At 68.5% G+C, this 16,588-nt stretch carries 11 protein-coding genes; 3 read left to right on the forward strand and 8 right to left on the reverse strand.

The annotated features are described in order from the left end of the window. Positions 1–29: 29 nt before the first annotated feature. The 3 genes from ATSB10_RS04260 to ATSB10_RS04270 form a co-directional block, all read right to left on the reverse strand. Positions 30–1,460 (reverse strand): aldehyde dehydrogenase family protein, encoded by a 1,431-nt coding sequence (locus tag ATSB10_RS04260; protein WP_063670741.1) that lies wholly within the window; start codon positions 1,458–1,460, stop codon positions 30–32. Between the two features lie 76 nt (positions 1,461–1,536). Continuing rightward, entirely contained in the window at positions 1,537–2,907 is a 1,371-nt protein-coding gene (xseA, locus tag ATSB10_RS04265) for an exodeoxyribonuclease VII large subunit (RefSeq protein ID WP_063670743.1), read from the reverse strand. Between the two features lie 117 nt (positions 2,908–3,024). Next, positions 3,025–4,494, reverse strand: coding sequence for a phospholipase D-like domain-containing protein (locus ATSB10_RS04270; protein ID WP_063670745.1), 1,470 nt, complete (start codon positions 4,492–4,494; stop codon positions 3,025–3,027). A 52-nt stretch (positions 4,495–4,546) separates the two neighbouring features. On the opposite strand from ATSB10_RS04270, the gene ATSB10_RS04275 reads away from it, so the two are divergent. From ATSB10_RS04275 to ATSB10_RS04285, 3 genes are all read left to right on the forward strand, one after another. Further along, entirely contained in the window at positions 4,547–6,493 is a 1,947-nt protein-coding gene (locus tag ATSB10_RS04275; protein ID WP_063674329.1) for an acetyl-CoA hydrolase/transferase C-terminal domain-containing protein, read from the forward strand. An 83-nt stretch (positions 6,494–6,576) separates the two neighbouring features. After that, positions 6,577–7,836, forward strand: coding sequence for a flavodoxin-dependent (E)-4-hydroxy-3-methylbut-2-enyl-diphosphate synthase (ispG, locus tag ATSB10_RS04280; protein ID WP_063670748.1), 1,260 nt, complete (start codon positions 6,577–6,579; stop codon positions 7,834–7,836). Between the two features lie 4 nt (positions 7,837–7,840). Beyond that, positions 7,841–8,515 (forward strand): class I SAM-dependent methyltransferase, encoded by a 675-nt coding sequence (locus tag ATSB10_RS04285; protein WP_063670750.1) that lies wholly within the window; start codon positions 7,841–7,843, stop codon positions 8,513–8,515. Positions 8,516–9,054: 539 nt separating this feature from the next. Here the strand turns inward: ATSB10_RS04285 and ATSB10_RS04290 are convergent. From ATSB10_RS04290 to trxB, 5 genes are all read right to left on the reverse strand, one after another. Beyond that, the gene (locus ATSB10_RS04290) at positions 9,055–11,982 is read right to left on the reverse strand and encodes a TonB-dependent receptor domain-containing protein (protein ID WP_063670752.1); all 2,928 of its coding nucleotides are present in this window, start codon (positions 11,980–11,982) and stop codon (positions 9,055–9,057) included. 326 nt (positions 11,983–12,308) lie between these two features. Then, positions 12,309–13,043, reverse strand: coding sequence for a leucyl/phenylalanyl-tRNA--protein transferase (gene aat / locus ATSB10_RS04295; protein ID WP_063670754.1), 735 nt, complete (start codon positions 13,041–13,043; stop codon positions 12,309–12,311). Then, positions 13,040–14,212, reverse strand: a complete 1,173-nt coding sequence (locus ATSB10_RS04300; protein ID WP_063670756.1) for a GNAT family N-acetyltransferase — start codon at positions 14,210–14,212, stop codon at positions 13,040–13,042. The genes aat and ATSB10_RS04300 overlap by 4 nt, the downstream gene beginning before the upstream one ends. Further along, on the reverse strand, positions 14,209–15,489 hold the full coding sequence (locus ATSB10_RS04305) for a DUF2254 domain-containing protein (RefSeq protein ID WP_063670758.1): 1,281 nt from the start codon (positions 15,487–15,489) through the stop codon (positions 14,209–14,211). Before ATSB10_RS04305 ends, ATSB10_RS04300 begins: the two co-directional genes overlap by 4 nt. Positions 15,490–15,572: 83 nt before the next feature. Further along, positions 15,573–16,538: a thioredoxin-disulfide reductase gene (gene trxB, locus ATSB10_RS04310; RefSeq protein WP_063670759.1), complete on the reverse strand. Its 966-nt coding sequence runs from the start codon at positions 16,536–16,538 to the stop codon at positions 15,573–15,575. Between the last annotated feature and the right edge of the window lie 50 nt (positions 16,539–16,588).

The following is a 16,588-nucleotide window of genomic DNA, read 5'->3' on the forward strand; positions in this document are numbered from 1 at the left end:
GCGCTCCTACCGGGTGCTGTTCCGCTTCATCACCCCTCGCGCATCACCAGCAGGCGCACCTCGGTCATGTCCCCGATGGCATAACGCACGCCTTCGCGGCCCAGGCCCGAGAGCTTCACGCCGCCGTACGGCATGTTGTCGACGCGGAAGCTGGGGACGTCGTTGATCACCACGCCGCCCTGCTCGAGTTCGTCCCAGGCGCGCATGGCGTGGTCGAGGCGGTTGGTGAAGATGCCGGCCTGCAGGCCGAAGTCCGAGTCGTTGACCTGCGCCACCGCCTCGTCCAGCGTGCGGAACAGGGCGAGCAGGGCGAACGGGCCGAAGGCTTCCATCCGGTTGACCTTTGCCTCTCTCGGCACGTCTTCCATCAGCGTGGCCTCGAGCATCGCGCCATCGCGCTCGCCGCCGCACAGCAGCCTGGCCCCGGCCTGGCGGGCCTCGGCGATCCAGCCGTGCAGGCGCTCGGCGGCGGCTTCGTCGATCATCGGGCCGAGGAACACGTCCTTCTTCTTCGGGTCGCCGGTCTTGAGCTTCTTCACTGCAGCGACCAGCTTGCGCTTCAGCGCCTCGTAGACGTCCACGTGCGCGTAGATCCGCTGCACGCTGATGCAGCTCTGCCCGGACTGGTAGAACGCACCGAACACCAGCCGCTCGACCACGTGATCGAGCTTGTCGCCCTGGTCGGCGTCGACGATGCATGCGGCGTTGCCGCCCAGTTCCAGCGTGACCTTCTTGCGCCCGGCGCGCGCCTTCAGCTCCCAGCCGATCTGGCCGCCGGTGAAGGAGAGCAGCTTGAAGCGCTCGTCCTCCACCAGCGGCGTGGCATGCGCGCCGTCCAGCGGCAGGATCGAGAATGCGCCCCTCGGCAGATCGGTCTCGGCCAGCACCTCGCCGATGATCAGCGCGCCGATCGGGGTCTTCTCCGACGGCTTGAGCACGAACGGACAACCCGCCGCGATCGCCGGGGCGACCTTGTGCGCCACCAGGTTGAGCGGGAAGTTGAACGGGGTGATGAAGCTCACCGGCCCCAGCGGCACGCGACGCGTGTAGCCGTGGTAGCCGTCGAGCCGGCCGGCGATCTCCAGGTTGAGCGTCTCTCCGTTGATGCGCACAGCCTCTTCGGCGGCGATGCGGAACGTCTCGATCAGCCGGGTGACCTCGCCGGCCGCATCGTGGATCGGCTTGCCGGCCTCGATGCACAGCGCCCGGGCGAGCTCGTCCCGGCGCGCCTCGAAGCGTTCGGCGCAGTGCTGCAGCACCGCCTGGCGCTGCCACGGCTTGAACGCGCGCATCGCCGGCGCGGACTTCACTGCGGCGGCGATCGCCTTCTCGGTGGCGCGGGCGTCGGGCACCGCCACGCGGGTGGCGAGCCGGCCGCTGAACTTGTCGCGGACCTCGAGCGTCTGCTTTGACGTCTGCGGACGGTTGGCGAGGTAGTAGGGATAGGACTTGGCGAGCATCGAGGTCTCCGGTGCGGACCGGTGGGGAAGCCGACAGTGTCGTGCGTCCGACGTGGTGCGGACGTGGATGCGCCGGTCAGTCGCCGGCGCGGGCGGCCAGTTCGCCCTCGGCCAGCCGGATGCGCAGCGCATCGCCGGGCTCGACCTGGGCTGGCGAGCGCAGCACCTTGCCGCGGGCGTCGAAGGCGATGGCGTAGCCGCGTTCCAGCGTGGCCAGCGGACTGACCGCATGCAGCGCGCGGGCGACCTGGGCGAGAGTGAGCCGCTTGCGCTCGAGCATGCGGGCAATGGCGCGGCGCAGACGCGGATCGAGCTCGTCGAGCCTGCGGTGGAGCAGGGTGAGGCGGTGGCGTGGATGCTGTGCCAGCAGCCGGGCGAGCAGTTGCTCCAGCCGGCGTTCGCGGCGCGTGCTGCCGGCGCTCAGCGCCGCGTGCAGGCGGCGGTGCAGGTTCGTCAGCCGATCGCGGTCGCGGCCCAGTCGCGCCTGCGGACGCTGCGCCTGCAGGCGCGCGAACAGCTGGTCCACGCGCTGGTCGAGGGTTTGCAGCTTGCGCCGTTCGACAGTGACCAGGCGCTGCTCGAGCAGGCGCAGCTGCCGCGCCATCTGGGCCGCGTCGGGCACCAGCAGTTCGGCCGCGGCCGAGGGCGTGGGGGCACGCAGGTCGGCGACGAAGTCGGCGATGCTGAAGTCGACCTCGTGGCCCACCGCGCTGACCACCGGCACCGCGCTGGCGTGCACGGCGCGGGCGACCGCTTCGTCGTTGAACGCCCACAGGTCTTCCAGCGAACCGCCGCCGCGGGTCAGCAGCAGGGCGTCGTAGCGGCCGCTGGCGGACGCCTTGCGCAGCATCGCCTCGATCGCCGGCGGTGCTTCCTTGCCCTGCACCGGCACCGGCAGCACGTCGACCTCGACCAGCGGCCAGCGCCGGCCGAGCACGCTCAGCACGTCGCGGATCGCCGCACCGGTGGCCGAGGTGATCACGCCGAGCCGGCGGATGTAGCGGGGCAGTGGCCGCTTGTGTGCAGCGTCGAACAGGCCCTCGGCATCAAGCCGGGCCTTGAGCTGGTCGAACGCGCGACGCAGCGCGCCTTCGCCGGAGGGCTCCATCGCCTCGGCCACCAGCTGGAACTCGCCGCGCGGCTCGTACAGGCCCACCTTCGCCCGCACCAGCACCTGCATGCCGTCCATCGGCTTGAAGGTGAGCCGGCTGCTTTTCATCTTGAACATGGCGCAGCGCACCTGGGCGCCGGCGTCCTTGAGCGTGAAGTACAGGTGCCCGGACGCGGGGCGGGCGACGTTGGACAGCTCGCCCTCGATCCACACCATCGGCAGCGCGTCTTCCAACAGCCCGCGGACCAGCCGGTTCAGCGTGCTGGGGGTGAGGATGCGGCGCGGGGCGCCGGCGTCGGGTGCCGGGCCTCCGGGGAAGGGATCGAACGTGGACATGAGCGGCGCAGGTTAGCACGAAGGTCACGCAGGACATGTGCTTGCAGCTGGTCATGCATGCCAGTCCTCAGGCATGCGATGTAACTTCATGAATAAAATCGCAAAAAATGACGATTTCTATTCGTCGATTTCCGACGCGCCCCGGTCCAGATGCGCCCGGCGGCTGCGCCAGGCCCGCACGCCGAGGTTCAGTGCGAACCAGGCGGCGAGCAGTGCCAGCGGCCAGGCCAGCATGGCCGGCCACAGGGCTCCGACGATGGCCAGCAGCGCCAGCACCGCGGTACCGGTGAGCAACGGGCCGGTATCCGTATCGCCGAGGACGCGACGGTCGGTCAGCACGGCGCCGACCGTGTTGGCCAGGCGCAGCGCGCTGGCGGCGGCCCGTCCGGAACTCCCGCGTCCGCCGCGCGGCGGACGCGACGGCCGTGTGCGCGGCGGGGCCCCGTCGCTCGGCTGCACCCGCTCGCCGCGACGGCGCGGTCGCGGAGCAAGCACGATCTCGGTGGCATTGGCCAGATCCTTCTCGTACTGCCCGGCGAGCTGGGCGGCGAAGCCTTCGTCTTCCACCGCGACATCGATCTCGCGGTTGCCCAGCCAACTGGCGATGTTGAGGTTGGATGAGCCGACCCGTGCCCATTGGCCGTCGGCGACCGCCGTCTTGGCATGGATCATCGAGCCGTTCCACTCGAACACCCGCACGCCGGCCTTCAGCAGCGGCCGGTAGCCCGAGCGCGACAGGCCCGCGACCATCGGGATGTCGCTGCTGCCCGGCACCAGCAGGCGCACGTCCACGCCATCGCGGGCGGCGGCGGCGAGCGCCTGCACGTAGGGCGCCACGCCGACGAAGTAGGCGTCGGTCAGCCACAGCGTGCGGCGGGCCATCGCGGCGATCTGCTGGTCCAGCCGGTACAGGCCGGCGGTGGACGGCTCGGTGGCGATCACCCGCAGGGCCACCTGGCCCATGGGGTCGCTGCTTCCCGGCGTCCAGGCGGGCAGGGTGCCGCCGCTGCCGGACCAGCTGCGGGTGAAGGCCGCCTCCACCTCGGCCACGGCCGGTCCGCGCAGCGATACGCCGGTGTCGCGCCAGGGCGCCACGCCGCGGGCGGCATCGCCCAGCCATTTCTCGCTGATGCACACGCCGGACAGGAAGCCCAGTTCGCCGTCGACCACTAGCACCTTGCGGTGGTCGCGGCTGATCCAGCCGAACGGCTTGCCCAGTTGGGGCGGGTTGTAGGTGCGCACCTGGCCGCCGGCCTCGCGCAAAGGCTTCCAGAACGCCGCGCCGGACTGGTTGAGGCAGCCGACCCAGTCGTACAGCACCGCGACGAATACCCCCGAGAGCGCCCGCTCGACCAGCGCATCGCGGAACGCCCGGCCGATCGCGTCGTCGCGGATGATGTAGTTCTCCAGCAGCACCCGCGAGCGCGCCTGGCGGATCGCCGCCAGCCAGCGCTGGTAGTGCACTGCCGCGTCGATCAGCAGCTCCACGGCATTGCCTGCCACCAGCGGCGCGCCGGCCGCGCGGCTCAATGCCTGGGCAGCCAGCAAGCGGTCGGGACGGGTGGTTTCGAACGGGGAGGAAGCCATGCGGGCAGTCTAGGGCATGCTCCGCAATTCGGGCTTCTGGCATGATCCGGCCATGCCTCTCCAGCAACGGTTCACGGACACTGCCGCCTGTGCCCAGGTGATTGCCGACCGGCTCGGTCCCGACCTGCGCGTCGCGGCGCCGCTGGGCCTGGGCAAGCCGCACGGCCTGCTTAATGCGATCTACGCGCTGATCAAGGCGCAGCCGGCGCGCTCGCTTACCCTGTATACCGCGCTCTCGCTGACCCGGCCACGGCCAAAGCCGGGTATGGAGGCACGTTTTCTCGAGCCCTTCCTGGCACGCCACTTCGGCGAGGATTGCGTCGACCCTGAGTATGCGCTGGACCAGGCACGCGATGCGCTGCCGCCAAACGTCGCCGTGCACGAGTTCTACATGCAGTCCGGCGCCATGCTGCATTCGGGCAGCGCCCAGCGCAGCTACATCAGCCAGAACTACACCCACGTGGCGCGCGACCTGGCCGTGCAGGACATCAACCTGTTGGTGCAGCTGGTGGCGCGTCGCGAGACACCCGACGGCGTGCGCTACAGCCTGTCGTGCAACCCCGACCTCACCCTGGATTTCCTCGAGCGCGCGGTGGCTTCCGGCAAGCCGCGACCGCTGTGCGTGGCGGTGGTTCATCCGGATCTGCCATATCTGTCCGGGCATGCCGAGGTGCCGCAGGACTATTTCGACATCGAACTGGCGCCGCGGCACGCCGCACCGCTTTTCGCGCTGCCACGACAGCCGGTGTCGGCGGCCGAATACGCATTGGGCCTGCATGCCAGCGCGCTGGTCAGGGACGGTGGCTGCCTGCAGATCGGCATTGGCGCGCTGTCCGACGCGCTGGTGCAGTCGCTACTGCTGCGTCAGCGCCACAACCTGGCCTGGCGCGCTGCGCTGGAGGCGCTGGATACCGGCTACGTCAGCCACACGCTGGCGCTGCAGCTCGGTGGCATGGAGCCGCTCCGCCAGGGCCTCTACGGCGCCAGCGAGATGGTGATGGATGGCTTCATGCACCTGCAGCGCGGCGGCATCCTCAAGCGCCGTTCGTGGGACAACCTCGCACTGGAGCGGGCCGCGGTGGCCGGTCGCTTGCCGGGCGACGCACCGGGCGGGCATTACCTGCGCGGCGCGTTCTTCCTCGGTTCGCGGGAGCTCTACCGCTGGCTCGACGAGACCGAGGCAGCCGATCCCGATGCGATCGACATGTGCCGGGTCTCCAACGTCAACCAGTTGTATGGCGACCACCAGGTGCTGGCCGCACTGCAGCGACGCGGCGCGCGCTTCTTCAACACCTGCATGATGGCCACGCTCACCGGGGCAGCCGTGTCCGATGGGCTGGAGGACGGCCACGTGGTGAGCGGCGTGGGCGGTCAATACAACTTCGTGGCGATGGCGCACGAACTGGCGGACGGGCGCTCGATCCTGTTGCTGCGGGCCACCCGCGACGGCCCGCACGGAGTCGAGACCAACATCCGCTTCAACTACGGCAACACCACGATTCCGCGGCATCTCCGCGACCTGTTCGTCACCGAGTACGGCGTGGCCGACCTGCGCGGCAAGACCGACGAAGAGTGCATCGAGGCGATGCTTTCGGTGTGCGATGCCCGTTTCGTCGAAGCGCTGGCCGCCGAGGCCAAGGCCCACGGCAAGCTGCGCGCCGACTTCGCGATTCCCGATGCGTGGCGGCGCCATCTGCCCGAGGTGCTGGCCGAGGCGCTGGCGCCGCTGAAGGCCCGGGGGCTGGCGCCGACCTTTCCGTTCGGCAGCGACTTCACCGAGGTGGAACAGCGTCTGTTGCCGGCGCTGGGTTGGCTGCAACGGGGCAGCCGGACGTGGCGCGGGCGGCTGGCCATCGCGCGTGCCTGGCTGCGGCCGGGAGCGGCCGTCGATGGCGAGGTCGAGGCCCTGGCGCGGATGGGCTTCGAGCGGGCGGCGACGCTGTCCGATCGCGTGCAGCGGCGCCTGCTGCAGGCCGCGCTGCGACACACCGTGCGCTGATCCGGCTGGGGAGCGCGCCGGCGCATCGGGTATCCTTGCAGGCTTCCGCCGCGTCCCCGCGGCCACGTGTCCAAGCCGTCCCCATGAGCGAATCTTCCCAGCCCGCCCCGCGTCCCGCCGAAGCCGAACCGCGCCGTCCCAGCGTCGGCGTGCAGATCGGCAAGGTCACCGTCGGTGGCGGTGCGCCGATCGTCGTGCAGTCGATGACCAACACCGACACCGAGGATCCGGTCAGCACGGCGAGGCAGATCGCCGAACTGGCTCGTGCCGGTTCCGAGCTGGTGCGCATCACGGTCAACACGCCGGCCGCAGCCGCGGCGGTGCCGCGCATCGTCGAGCGGCTGCAGATGATGGGCGTGGACGTGCCGATCATCGGCGACTTCCACTACAACGGGCATCAGTTGCTTGAAGCCGAGCCGGCCTGTGCCGAGCTGCTGGCGAAGTACCGCATCAACCCCGGCAACGTCGGTTTCGGCAAGAAGAAGGACGCGCAGTTCGGCGCGATCATCGAGAAGGCGATCGAGTACGGCAAGCCGGTGCGCATCGGCGCCAACTGGGGCTCGCTGGACCAGTCCATGGTCGCCATGCTGATGGACGAGAACCACCGCCGCGCGCAGCCGTGGGACGCCGCCCACGTGGCGCGCGAGGCGCTGATCCGCTCAGCGCTGGACTCGGCCGCCAAGGCTGAGGAGATCGGCCTGCCGCGTGAGCGCATCATCCTGTCGGCCAAGGTGTCCGGCGTGCAGGAGTTGATCGCGGTGTACCGCGACCTTGCCGCGCGCGGCGATTACGCACTGCACCTGGGCCTGACCGAGGCCGGCATGGGCTCGAAGGGCATCACCGCCTCGGCCGCGGCGCTGGCGGTGCTGCTGCAGGAAGGCATCGGCGACACCATCCGCATCTCGCTCACGCCGGAGCCCGGCGGTGCGCGCACCGGCGAGGTGATCGTGGCGCAGGAGCTGCTGCAGACCATGGGCCTGCGCGCGTTCACGCCGCTGGTCACCGCCTGCCCGGGCTGCGGCCGCACCACCAGCGAGTTCTTCCAGGAGCTGGCCAAGACCGTGCAGGCCCACGTGCGCGAGCAGATGCCGCTGTGGCGGGTGAAGTACGACGGCGTGGAGAACCTCACCCTGGCGGTGATGGGCTGCGTGGTGAACGGCCCGGGCGAATCCAAGCACGCCAACCTCGGCATCTCGCTGCCGGGCAACGGCGAGGCACCGGCTGCGCCGGTGTTCATCGACGGCGAGAAGGCGATGACCCTGCGCGGCGACCACATCGCCAGCGAGTTCATCGGCATCCTCGACGACTACGTCGAAACCCACTACGCCAGCCGCGAGGCCTGAGCGGATGATGGACGCGGAGGAGGCCATCCTGCGCGTCTGGCATGGGCACGCCTTGCCCTGGTCCCGTGCCGTGCGTGAAGGGCGTATCGCCAGCCGACGGCTGGTGACCGATGCTGCGGTGGTCGCTGCCGTGCTTGCCCTTGCACCAGGTCGCGTGATCGACCTCGGGTGCGGCGAGGGCTGGCTGGCGCGTGCGTTGGCTGGGCAGGGCATCGACGTGCTCGGCGTGGACGCGGTGCCGGCGCTGGTCGAAGCCGCGCAGGTGGCCGGAGGCGGGCGCTACCGCGTGATGGACTACGCCGCGATTGCTGCCGGCGGGCTGCATGAGCAGGCCGACGTGGCGGTCTGCAACTTTTCGTTGCTCGGCGCGGAGTCGGTCGACCTGCTGCTGCGTGCCGTACCGTCGCTGCTGTCGCCGGGCGGTGCCCTCGTGATCCAGACGCTGCATCCGTGCGCTGCCTGCGGCGACGCGCCGTATCGCGATGGCTGGCGCGAGGGTTCGTGGGCTGGCTGCGGGAACGGCTTCGGGGAGGCGGCGCCCTGGTATTTCCGGACCCTGGCCGGTTGGCAGCGGAGTTTTCGGGACGCGGGGCTGTCGCTGCGCGGGATCGCCGAACCGGTGCATCCGGAGACAGGACGGCCGGCGTCGATCGTGCTCACCCTCCAGCCGCAGGCCTGAGCCGCGGCCGATCGTCCGGGGCTCGTCACGTTCAGCGCCCTGACGCGCTGGTCCCGAAAGCTCGTCGCGAGAAGCGGAGGCGGCTTCCGGTTTCCGGGTTCCGGGGATGTTTCATTGGGCGGATACCGAAGCCGCGTGCTGCGGACGAAGCCAGCGGCGTGCGCTCCGGGGACGGGATCAAAAAGGCCGCGTCGGCAAGGGGGGGGAGCCGACGCGGCAGCAGCGACCGCCTGTGGGTGTGGGAGAGCAGGGCGGCCGGCCCAGTCAGCAACCAAAGACATCAGGCCTCTTCGTGCCTTGATGGCTTGTGCATTCCATGCGCAAGCCGTAGCCATGGTGTTACTGGAACCTCGAACTGACCGACTGATGGCGCGATCAGATGAATCTGGTGCGATGCGTGCTCCGCGGCACTCGACGTCGAGCCCGCGATGCCGTGTAAGACGAAGTGGAATCTCCGGTCCTGCAGCGCAGCGCGGACGTGTTTCGGCACATCCGGAGCCCCTTGCGGGGCTCCGGATTCCTCTTCATGAAGCGCCTGGTCAGAACTTCTGGTTGTAGCTGACGTAGAAGTACCGGGTCAGGTCCAGCGCCGGGTCATACGATGCCGCGTCGCTGTTGACCACGCTGTAGGTGATCGGCGGACGACGATCGAACACGTTGTTTACGCCGACCGAGAACGTCGCGTTCCACGGCGCCTTCCAGCGGAACTGGGCGTCGTTGAACACGATCGCACCCTTGCGGTTGGCGCCGATGGTGCCCCAGGTGGCGCTGGTGTAGTTGGGCTGGTTGCACTCGATTCCCGCCGCCGCGTCCCAGCACAGGTCGCGGAACGCACCCTGGTAACGCAGGCCCCAGGTCGCGCCGAAATTGCCGAGCGACCAATCGAGGCCAAGGTTGCCCTTCACGCGCGGGTACGACCAGGTGCCGGCATAGGTGTCGTACGGGGCGCCGGATGCACTTTGCTGGTCGTAGGACTTCAGGTATGTGCTGTCGAGCGACACCACGAATTGACCGAACGAGAACTCCGGCAGTCGATAGTGCACGCCGAAATCGTAGCCCTCGGTCTGGATGGCGCCCAGGTTGGCATTGCCGCGGTTGAGGCTGTTGATCTGCCCGTTGCTGCCGCGGGTGAAGTCGTTGCACCAGCTGGACACGCCCTGCACCAGGCACTGGTCCATGACGTACTGTGCCGAGATGCTGGTGATGATGTTGGTGACTTTGACCTTGTACCAGTCGAGGCTGATATCCAGGCCGCGGACCGAAGCGGGGCTGTAAACCAGGCCCAGCGTGCGGGTGGTGGCGCTTTCCGGCTGCAGGTTGATGTTGCCCACGCCGGCGTTGAAGGGCACCGTGCCCTGATCGCCACCGGAGCTGGCCACCGGCGCCCCGGCCGTGTCCAGCTGGCGGAAGTTCGCCGGAACGCCGGCCGCCTGGCAGCGGGCGGCTACAGCCGAGTTGGTCGCCGCCACGCCGTACTTGGTATCGCAAGGATCGATATAGGTGTCAAAGCTCTGCGAACCACCGCCGGAGATGTCGCCGATGGTCGGCGCGCGGAAGCCCTCGGCATAAGTGCCGCGGACCAGCACGTCCTCGATCGGCTTCCACATGAAGCTGTACTTGTTGTTGGTGGTACTGCCGAAGTTGCTGTAGTTCGAGTAGCGGCTGGCCACGTCGAAGGACAGCTCCTTGGCGCCGGGCAGGTCCCTCAGTACCGGCACGCTGAACTCGACATACGCTTCGTTCGTCTGGTACTTGCCGTTGGTCGACGCGGCGGCCAGGTCGGTGGAGAAACCGGACTGCTCGAACTGGCCCGGGCGGTCGTAGCCGGATTCGTCACGGTGCTCGACGCCAGCGGCAAAGCTGAAGTCACCCGCGTCCAGCGGCATGCTGAACAGATCGCCGGTGATGTTCGCCGAGTAGATCTTGGACGTATCGCCGTACGTCGCCTGGCCGAGCGAGCTGATGTAGGCCAGCGCCTGCGGCGTCGCCCCGTTGGGGCCACCGAGGATGTTGAACGGAACGCACTGGCCACCGGACAGGCTGGTGCCCAGAGGGATCGGGTTGGCCGCCGTGCCGCACTGCACGACGCCATCGGCGTTGAGGAACGACGGACCCAGCGCGTTCTTCAGTGCGATCAGGTTGAGGTTGCCGGTGCTGGTGACGACGCCGTCGAGCTTGTTGTAGTTGATGCCCGCGTCCCAGCTCCACTCGTGCTCGCCGACGTTGAAGTAGCCCTCGACACCCGCGTCAAAATGGAAAGTCTTGGCATTGTTGCGCGTCACTCGCGGCAATTCGAACGTCCGGCGCGCGAAAGCCAGGTCCTGACCAGGAAGCGGGTTGTAGTAGCTGTCCTTGTCGATGAAGACCGGATAGTTGCTCTGTGCCCACGAGGTCAGCGGGTAACCGGCGATCTGGGCGCTCGAGTCGCGCTCGGAGTACATCCCCGTGGCGCGGAAGGTCAGGTTGTCCGTGAGGTCGTAGTGCCCCTGCGTGAACACCGACTTCAGCTCGCTCGGGATGCGCATCATCATCTGCTGAGTCGGGTTGAAGCGGTCGGCGGTGGTCACACCCTGGTGGTAATTGGCCGGGTCGCGCGAGTCGGCGGCCGTGCCCACCCCATCATACGAACCGGTGTGGTTGATAACGTAGAACGGGCCACTGAAGTTTTCGCTGGTGTCGGTGGTGTAGCGCCCCCAGGGGCTGATGCCGCTCAGTGCGTCGGTGGAATGCGCCAAACCGTAGGGATAGCGGGTCCAGTCGCGGCTATTCGCCCATACGGTATTCTGCTTGTTGAAGTTGGCGTTGAACACGATCGCCGACTTCTTGTTGGAGCCGCCGACGGTGAACGAATAGTTGTCAGTGGTGCCATCGCCGCCCTGGTTCTGGCCGAGATATCCACTCACCTCGGCGCCGTCGTAGTGGTCCTTCAGGATGAAGTTGACCACGCCGGCGATCGCATCGGAGCCGTAGACGGACGACGCGCCGTCCTTGAGTACTTCGACGCGCTCGATCAGCGCCGATGGGATGTTGGATACATCGGTGAGGCCGTCGATTCCGGTCGCCCAACGCTTGCCGTTCACCAGCACCAGTACGCGCTGCTCACCGAGGTGGCGCATGTTGATGTACTGGCCGCCCTGCTCGAAGTTCGAGGCAAGCACGCTGGCCTTGCCGTAGGTGGTCGCGCTGGCGACGGTCATGTGGTTGAGGATGTCGCCGGCAGTGGTCAGGCCGGTCTTCTGGATGTCCTGCTGCGTCATGGTGAAGACGGGCTGGGCCGTTTCCACGTCGACACTGCGGATTCGCGAACCGGTGACCACAATGGTCTGCAACTGCTTGGGGTTGCCCTGTGAACTGGCGGAGTTGCTGGGGGGCGCGTTGTTGGCGGCTGCTTCCTGGGCCGATACGGCCCACGCATTCAGCGCAAGCGCCGCCGTGATGGCGGTAGCCAGCAGAGTTTTTTGCTTCATTGTTAACTCCGGACAAAGAACACCCAATCCCGGCTCGATCTGGCCGCGACATCGGGTGGTTGGGGGAGCACGCAGCACTTAGGGGGAAGCTGCGAGCCTGGGCATCGCCGTGTTGTGTGAACGGCGATGTATGTCCGAAGTTAATTCGTCGTCACTATTTCGTTCAAGCAAGACCGTTGGCCTATTGCCGAAAAGAAATTACGACGAACAGCGCGTGCCGGCATCGTCGGAAAGTGAGCTCCCCAGCACTTAAACGAGCAGCAAGAAGTCACCTGGCCTATCGCGTCAAGCGGAGGACGACCACGGTGACGTCGGGAGCGCCGCGGCTAGGGCGTGCTCAGCAATGCCGTGGCCAGCGTCGGTTCGACACGCCGCCACACACCCTCGTCCAATACTGCAGTCGACAGTGTCCGCAGGCTGGCCAGAAACGTGGAGCGGGGGATTTCCTCCGCACCCAGGCCGAGCAGGTGCGGGTTGCTGACCTGGGCATCCAGCAGCGGGCATCCCCACGCGTGCAGCAGTCGCGCCAGTGCCAGCAGCGCGACCTTGGAGCCGCCACTCTCGCGGCTGAACATCGATTCGCCGCTGAACAGGCGGCCCGAGGCCACGCCGTAGACCCCGCCGACCAGGCGGTCGCCGTCCCACACCTCCACGCTGTGCGCGTCGCCGCGGGCGTGCAGGGCGAGGTAGGCCTGGATCATCTCTTCGCTGATCCAGGTGCCGGGTTGTCCGTCACGCGGTGCGGCGCAGGACTGCATCACACCGGCGAAATCCCGGTCGACGGTGACATGCCAGCCGCAGCGCAGGAGCAGGCGCCGCAGCGACCGGTTCGGCTGGCGCAGGCGCTCGGTGCGGAACACGCAGCGCGGGTCGGGCGACCACCACAGGATCGGCTCGCCCTCGTTGAACCAGGGAAATACACCCTGTGCATAGGCCGCACGCAGGCGCTCCGGCGAGAGGTCGCCGCCGAACGCGAGCAGGCCCGGCGGATCGGCCAGTGCCTGCGACGGGTCGGGGAAGCGTTGCGGCGGCCAATGGTCGAGCAGCGGCAGGCGGATCATGCGCCGGGCTCCGCGGCGCGATCGCGGGCGTAGGGGCTGTGTGCGCGCAGTTCCTCCGCGTAGGCCCGCACCGAGGCGGTCTCGTGCACCAGTGCGTCGTGCACCGCACGGCGGAACTGCGGATGCGCCAGGTAGTGGCGCGAGTGGGTGAAGGTCGGCAGGAAGCCGCGTGCCAGCTTGTGCTCACCCTGGGCACCGGGTTCGAAGCAGGTCAGGCCCCGCGCGATCGCGTGTTCGATGCCCTGGTAGTAGCAGAGCTCGAAATGCAGGCCCGGTACGTCCACCGCGCTGCCCCAATAGCGGCCGTAGAGCGTGCTCTGGCTCTGGATCAGCAAGGCCATGGCAACGATCCGCTCCGCGTCGTACGCCAGTGCGAGCTGCACCGCGTCGCCGAGAGTCTGGCCCAGCGCAAGGAAGAAGGCGCGGGTCAGCGCGGCGTGGTTGCCCTTGGCATCGAACGTGGCCTCGTACAGCGCGTGGACGTGCCGCCACTCGTCCGGCGACAGGCCGGCGCCGCTGCGGCGCTCGATGCGCAGGTCGCTGCGCGCCACCTGGGCACGCTCCTGGCGGATGTTCTTGCGCTTCTTGTGGTTGAGCGAGGCGAGGAAGGCATCGAAGTCGGCGTAGCCGTGGTTGTGCCAGTGGAACTGCACGTCGGTGCGCGCCAGCCATGTGTTGTCGAAGGCGGGCAGGTCGTCTGCCGCAAGGAAGTTCGCGTGCAGCGAAGACAGCCCCAGCCGGTCGACCTCGCCACGCATCGCGGTGACCAGCGCCCGCCGCAGCGTCGGCGACCGTGCATCGCTTCCGGCCAGCAGGCGCGCGCCGGAGACCGGGGAGTAGGGCACCGCATTGAGCAGCTTGGGGTAGTACTCGCCGCCGGCCCGCTCCCACGCGCTGGCCCAGCTCCAGTCGAACACGAATTCCCCGTGCGAGTTGCCTTTCAGATACAGCGGCGCGACGGCGACCAGCCGATCGCCGTCATAAAGTCCCAGATGATGCGGCGCCCAGCCCCAGTCCTCGCGGATGCAGCCGGTGCGCTCCAGGGCGTGCAGGAAAGCATGCGAGAGGAAGGGATTGCCGTCCGGTCGCAGTGCGTCCCAGTCCGCAGCCGGAATCTCGTCGATCCGCGCATGGAATCGCGCTTGCAGCGCAGTGGCCGGTCCGCTCATGTCGCGTTTCGCCAGGCGGCGAGTTCGTGCAGCCGGTCCAGGTCTTCTTCCAGCGCGAGTTTCGCGTCGGCGAGCTGCAGTGCGCGCGTGGCCTGGGCACGCGCGGCATCGCGCAGGGCCGGGTTGCCCTGTGCGGCCAGCGTTGCCAGCGACTTGTGCAGGCGGATGGCGACTTCCAGCATGCCGGCGCTGTCGCGCGCCAGCGGCGTGAAGACGTCTTCGAGAAGCTCACGCGGATCGAGTGCGCGCAGTCTCACCCGCGGGTGGCGCGGTGCGGGCCGCGGCCGATGGCCGTCGCCGGCGGCGTGCCGCGCGGCTGACGCCCAGTCGCACAGCAGGCGGGTCACGGTGCCGAGCACGTCGATCGCGGTGCCCGGATCGTTCACCGCCGGCGAGAGCGCCCGCTGCGCGACCTCGGTCAGCACCACCAGGCCAAAGCGCGGGTCCTGTTCGAAATCGCGCTGGTCGGTGATCACGAAGGCATCGAGAAACTGCTCGTGCACGCCGGGTTCCGGCCGCGGCGACAGGCGCGCGAGCGGCGCTTCCGGCGTGGCGAAGTGGCCGGCCACGGCCTCCACCCACACCGTCAGACCATGCTCATCGGCCAGAGATTGCAGCGTCGCCAGGTCGACGTGGGCGACGTAACCGACCTGTCCGCCGTGCAGCACGAAGGCGTCCGCGGGAGGCGGCTCCCAGTCGGCGGCGGACAGGTGGGGCGCCGCGGCGCGTTCGAGCAGCGCGTGCCGCGCGGCACGCTCGACGCGGTCGATGGTCTCGGCCACCCGGCCCAGCTTCGAGAGCTGCTCGATCCAGCGCAGCAGGGTCACCACGATGACCACGATCATCACGATCGTCACGCCGAACAGCACCACCCGGCCGCTGTCGCCGTAGATGCCGGTGCTGAGCGCGATCAGTCCGACCACGCTGAACAGGAATACGCCGATGAAGGTGGCCAGCGCACGCTGGGCGATGGAGTCCTCCACCAGCAGGATCGCCGCGCGCGGCGTGGCGTTGCTGCCGGCGGTGCTGTAGGCGGCGACCATGGTGGACAGCGAGAAGGTGGTCACCGCCAGCATGCTGGAGGCGAGGATGCCGAGAATGTTGCCCACCGCCGAGGCGCCGATGCGGGCCGCCACGCCCTCCGGCAACCATGGGCGCAGGACAGTGCCGAGCAGGGCGGTGGCGACGCCGACCAGCGCGTAGAGCGCGGCACGGAACCAGAGCCGGCGGGTCATCCGCAGCAGCACCAGTCGCAGGCGGGCGCTCAGGGCCGGCATGGGCACTCCTCGAGAAAGCGGATCAGGCGGCGACCACGATACCGGTCTCGCGTCGACCGGTCGTCATCGCCGCCATCGATGCATCAACCGGCAACCGACTGCTGTTCGAGCCAGCGCTCGGCATCCAGCGCGGCCATGCAGCCGAAACCGGCCGAGGTGATCGCCTGGCGGTACACGTGGTCGGCCACGTCGCCGGCGGCGAACACGCCCGGCACCGAGGTCATCGTGGCCATGCCGTTCTGGCCGCTGTGGGTCCTGATGTAACCGTCGTGCATGTCCAGCTGGCCCTGGAAGATGCCGGTGTTCGGGGTGTGGCCGATCGCCACGAAGAAGCCGGTCGCCTCGATGTCGCGGGTGGCGCCGCCGTCGACCGCCTTCACCCGCACGCCGGTGACGCCGGAGTCGTCGCCCAGTACCTCGTCGATGGTGTGGTTCCACACCAGCTCGATCTTGCCGCTCTCGGCCTTGGCGAACAGCTTGTCCTGCATGATCTTCTCGGCGCGCAGCGTGTCGCGACGATGCACCAGGTAGACCTTGCGGGCGATGTTGGACAGGTACAGCGCCTCTTCCACGGCGGTGTTGCCGCCGCCGACCACCACCACGTCCTGCTCGCGGAAGAAGAAGCCGTCGCAGGTGGCGCAGGCCGACACGCCCTTGCCCTTGAACTTCTCCTCCGAGGCAATCCCGAGGTACTTGGCGGTGGCGCCGGTGGCGATGACCAGCGCGTCGGCGGTGTATGTGCCGGAGTCGCCCTTGAGGGTGAACGGCCGCTTCGACAGGTCCACCTGGTGGATGTGGTCGAACACCATCTCGGTGTTGAAGCGCTCGGCGTGTTCGGCCATGCGCTGCATCAGCATCGGGCCCTGCAGGCCTTCCACGTCGCCGGGCCAGTTGTCCACCTCGGTGGTGGTCATCAGCTGGCCACCCTGCTGCAGGCCGGTGATCAGGGTCGGCTTGAGGTTCGCGCGGGCGGCATACACTGCAGCGGTGTAGCCGGCGGGGCCGGAGCCGAGGATCAGCAGGCGGCTGTGCTTGGGGGTTTCGGACATGTGATAATCCCTAGGTTTGCTGAACGGCTTTGATCGCTTTCGGCACGGTG

This window comes from Dyella thiooxydans, from assembly GCF_001641285.1.
GTDB classification, from domain to species: Bacteria; Pseudomonadota; Gammaproteobacteria; order Xanthomonadales; family Rhodanobacteraceae; genus Dyella_A; species Dyella_A thiooxydans.

Coding starts and splice junctions, on each gene's coding strand:
- ATSB10_RS04260 (WP_063670741.1), bottom strand. CDS start 1,460: ATGCTCGCCAAGTCCTATCCCTACTACCTCGCCAACCGTCCGCAGACG.
- xseA (WP_063670743.1), bottom strand. CDS start 2,907: ATGTCCACGTTCGATCCCTTCCCCGGAGGCCCGGCACCCGACGCCGGC.
- ATSB10_RS04270 (WP_063670745.1), bottom strand. CDS start 4,494: ATGGCTTCCTCCCCGTTCGAAACCACCCGTCCCGACCGCTTGCTGGCT.
- ATSB10_RS04275 (WP_063674329.1), top strand. CDS start 4,547: ATGCCTCTCCAGCAACGGTTCACGGACACTGCCGCCTGTGCCCAGGTG.
- ispG (WP_063670748.1), top strand. CDS start 6,577: ATGAGCGAATCTTCCCAGCCCGCCCCGCGTCCCGCCGAAGCCGAACCG.
- ATSB10_RS04285 (WP_063670750.1), top strand. CDS start 7,841: ATGATGGACGCGGAGGAGGCCATCCTGCGCGTCTGGCATGGGCACGCC.
- ATSB10_RS04290 (WP_063670752.1), bottom strand. CDS start 11,982: ATGAAGCAAAAAACTCTGCTGGCTACCGCCATCACGGCGGCGCTTGCG.
- aat (WP_063670754.1), bottom strand. CDS start 13,043: ATGATCCGCCTGCCGCTGCTCGACCATTGGCCGCCGCAACGCTTCCCC.
- ATSB10_RS04300 (WP_063670756.1), bottom strand. CDS start 14,212: ATGAGCGGACCGGCCACTGCGCTGCAAGCGCGATTCCATGCGCGGATC.
- ATSB10_RS04305 (WP_063670758.1), bottom strand. CDS start 15,489: ATGCCGGCCCTGAGCGCCCGCCTGCGACTGGTGCTGCTGCGGATGACC.
- trxB (WP_063670759.1), bottom strand. CDS start 16,538: ATGTCCGAAACCCCCAAGCACAGCCGCCTGCTGATCCTCGGCTCCGGC.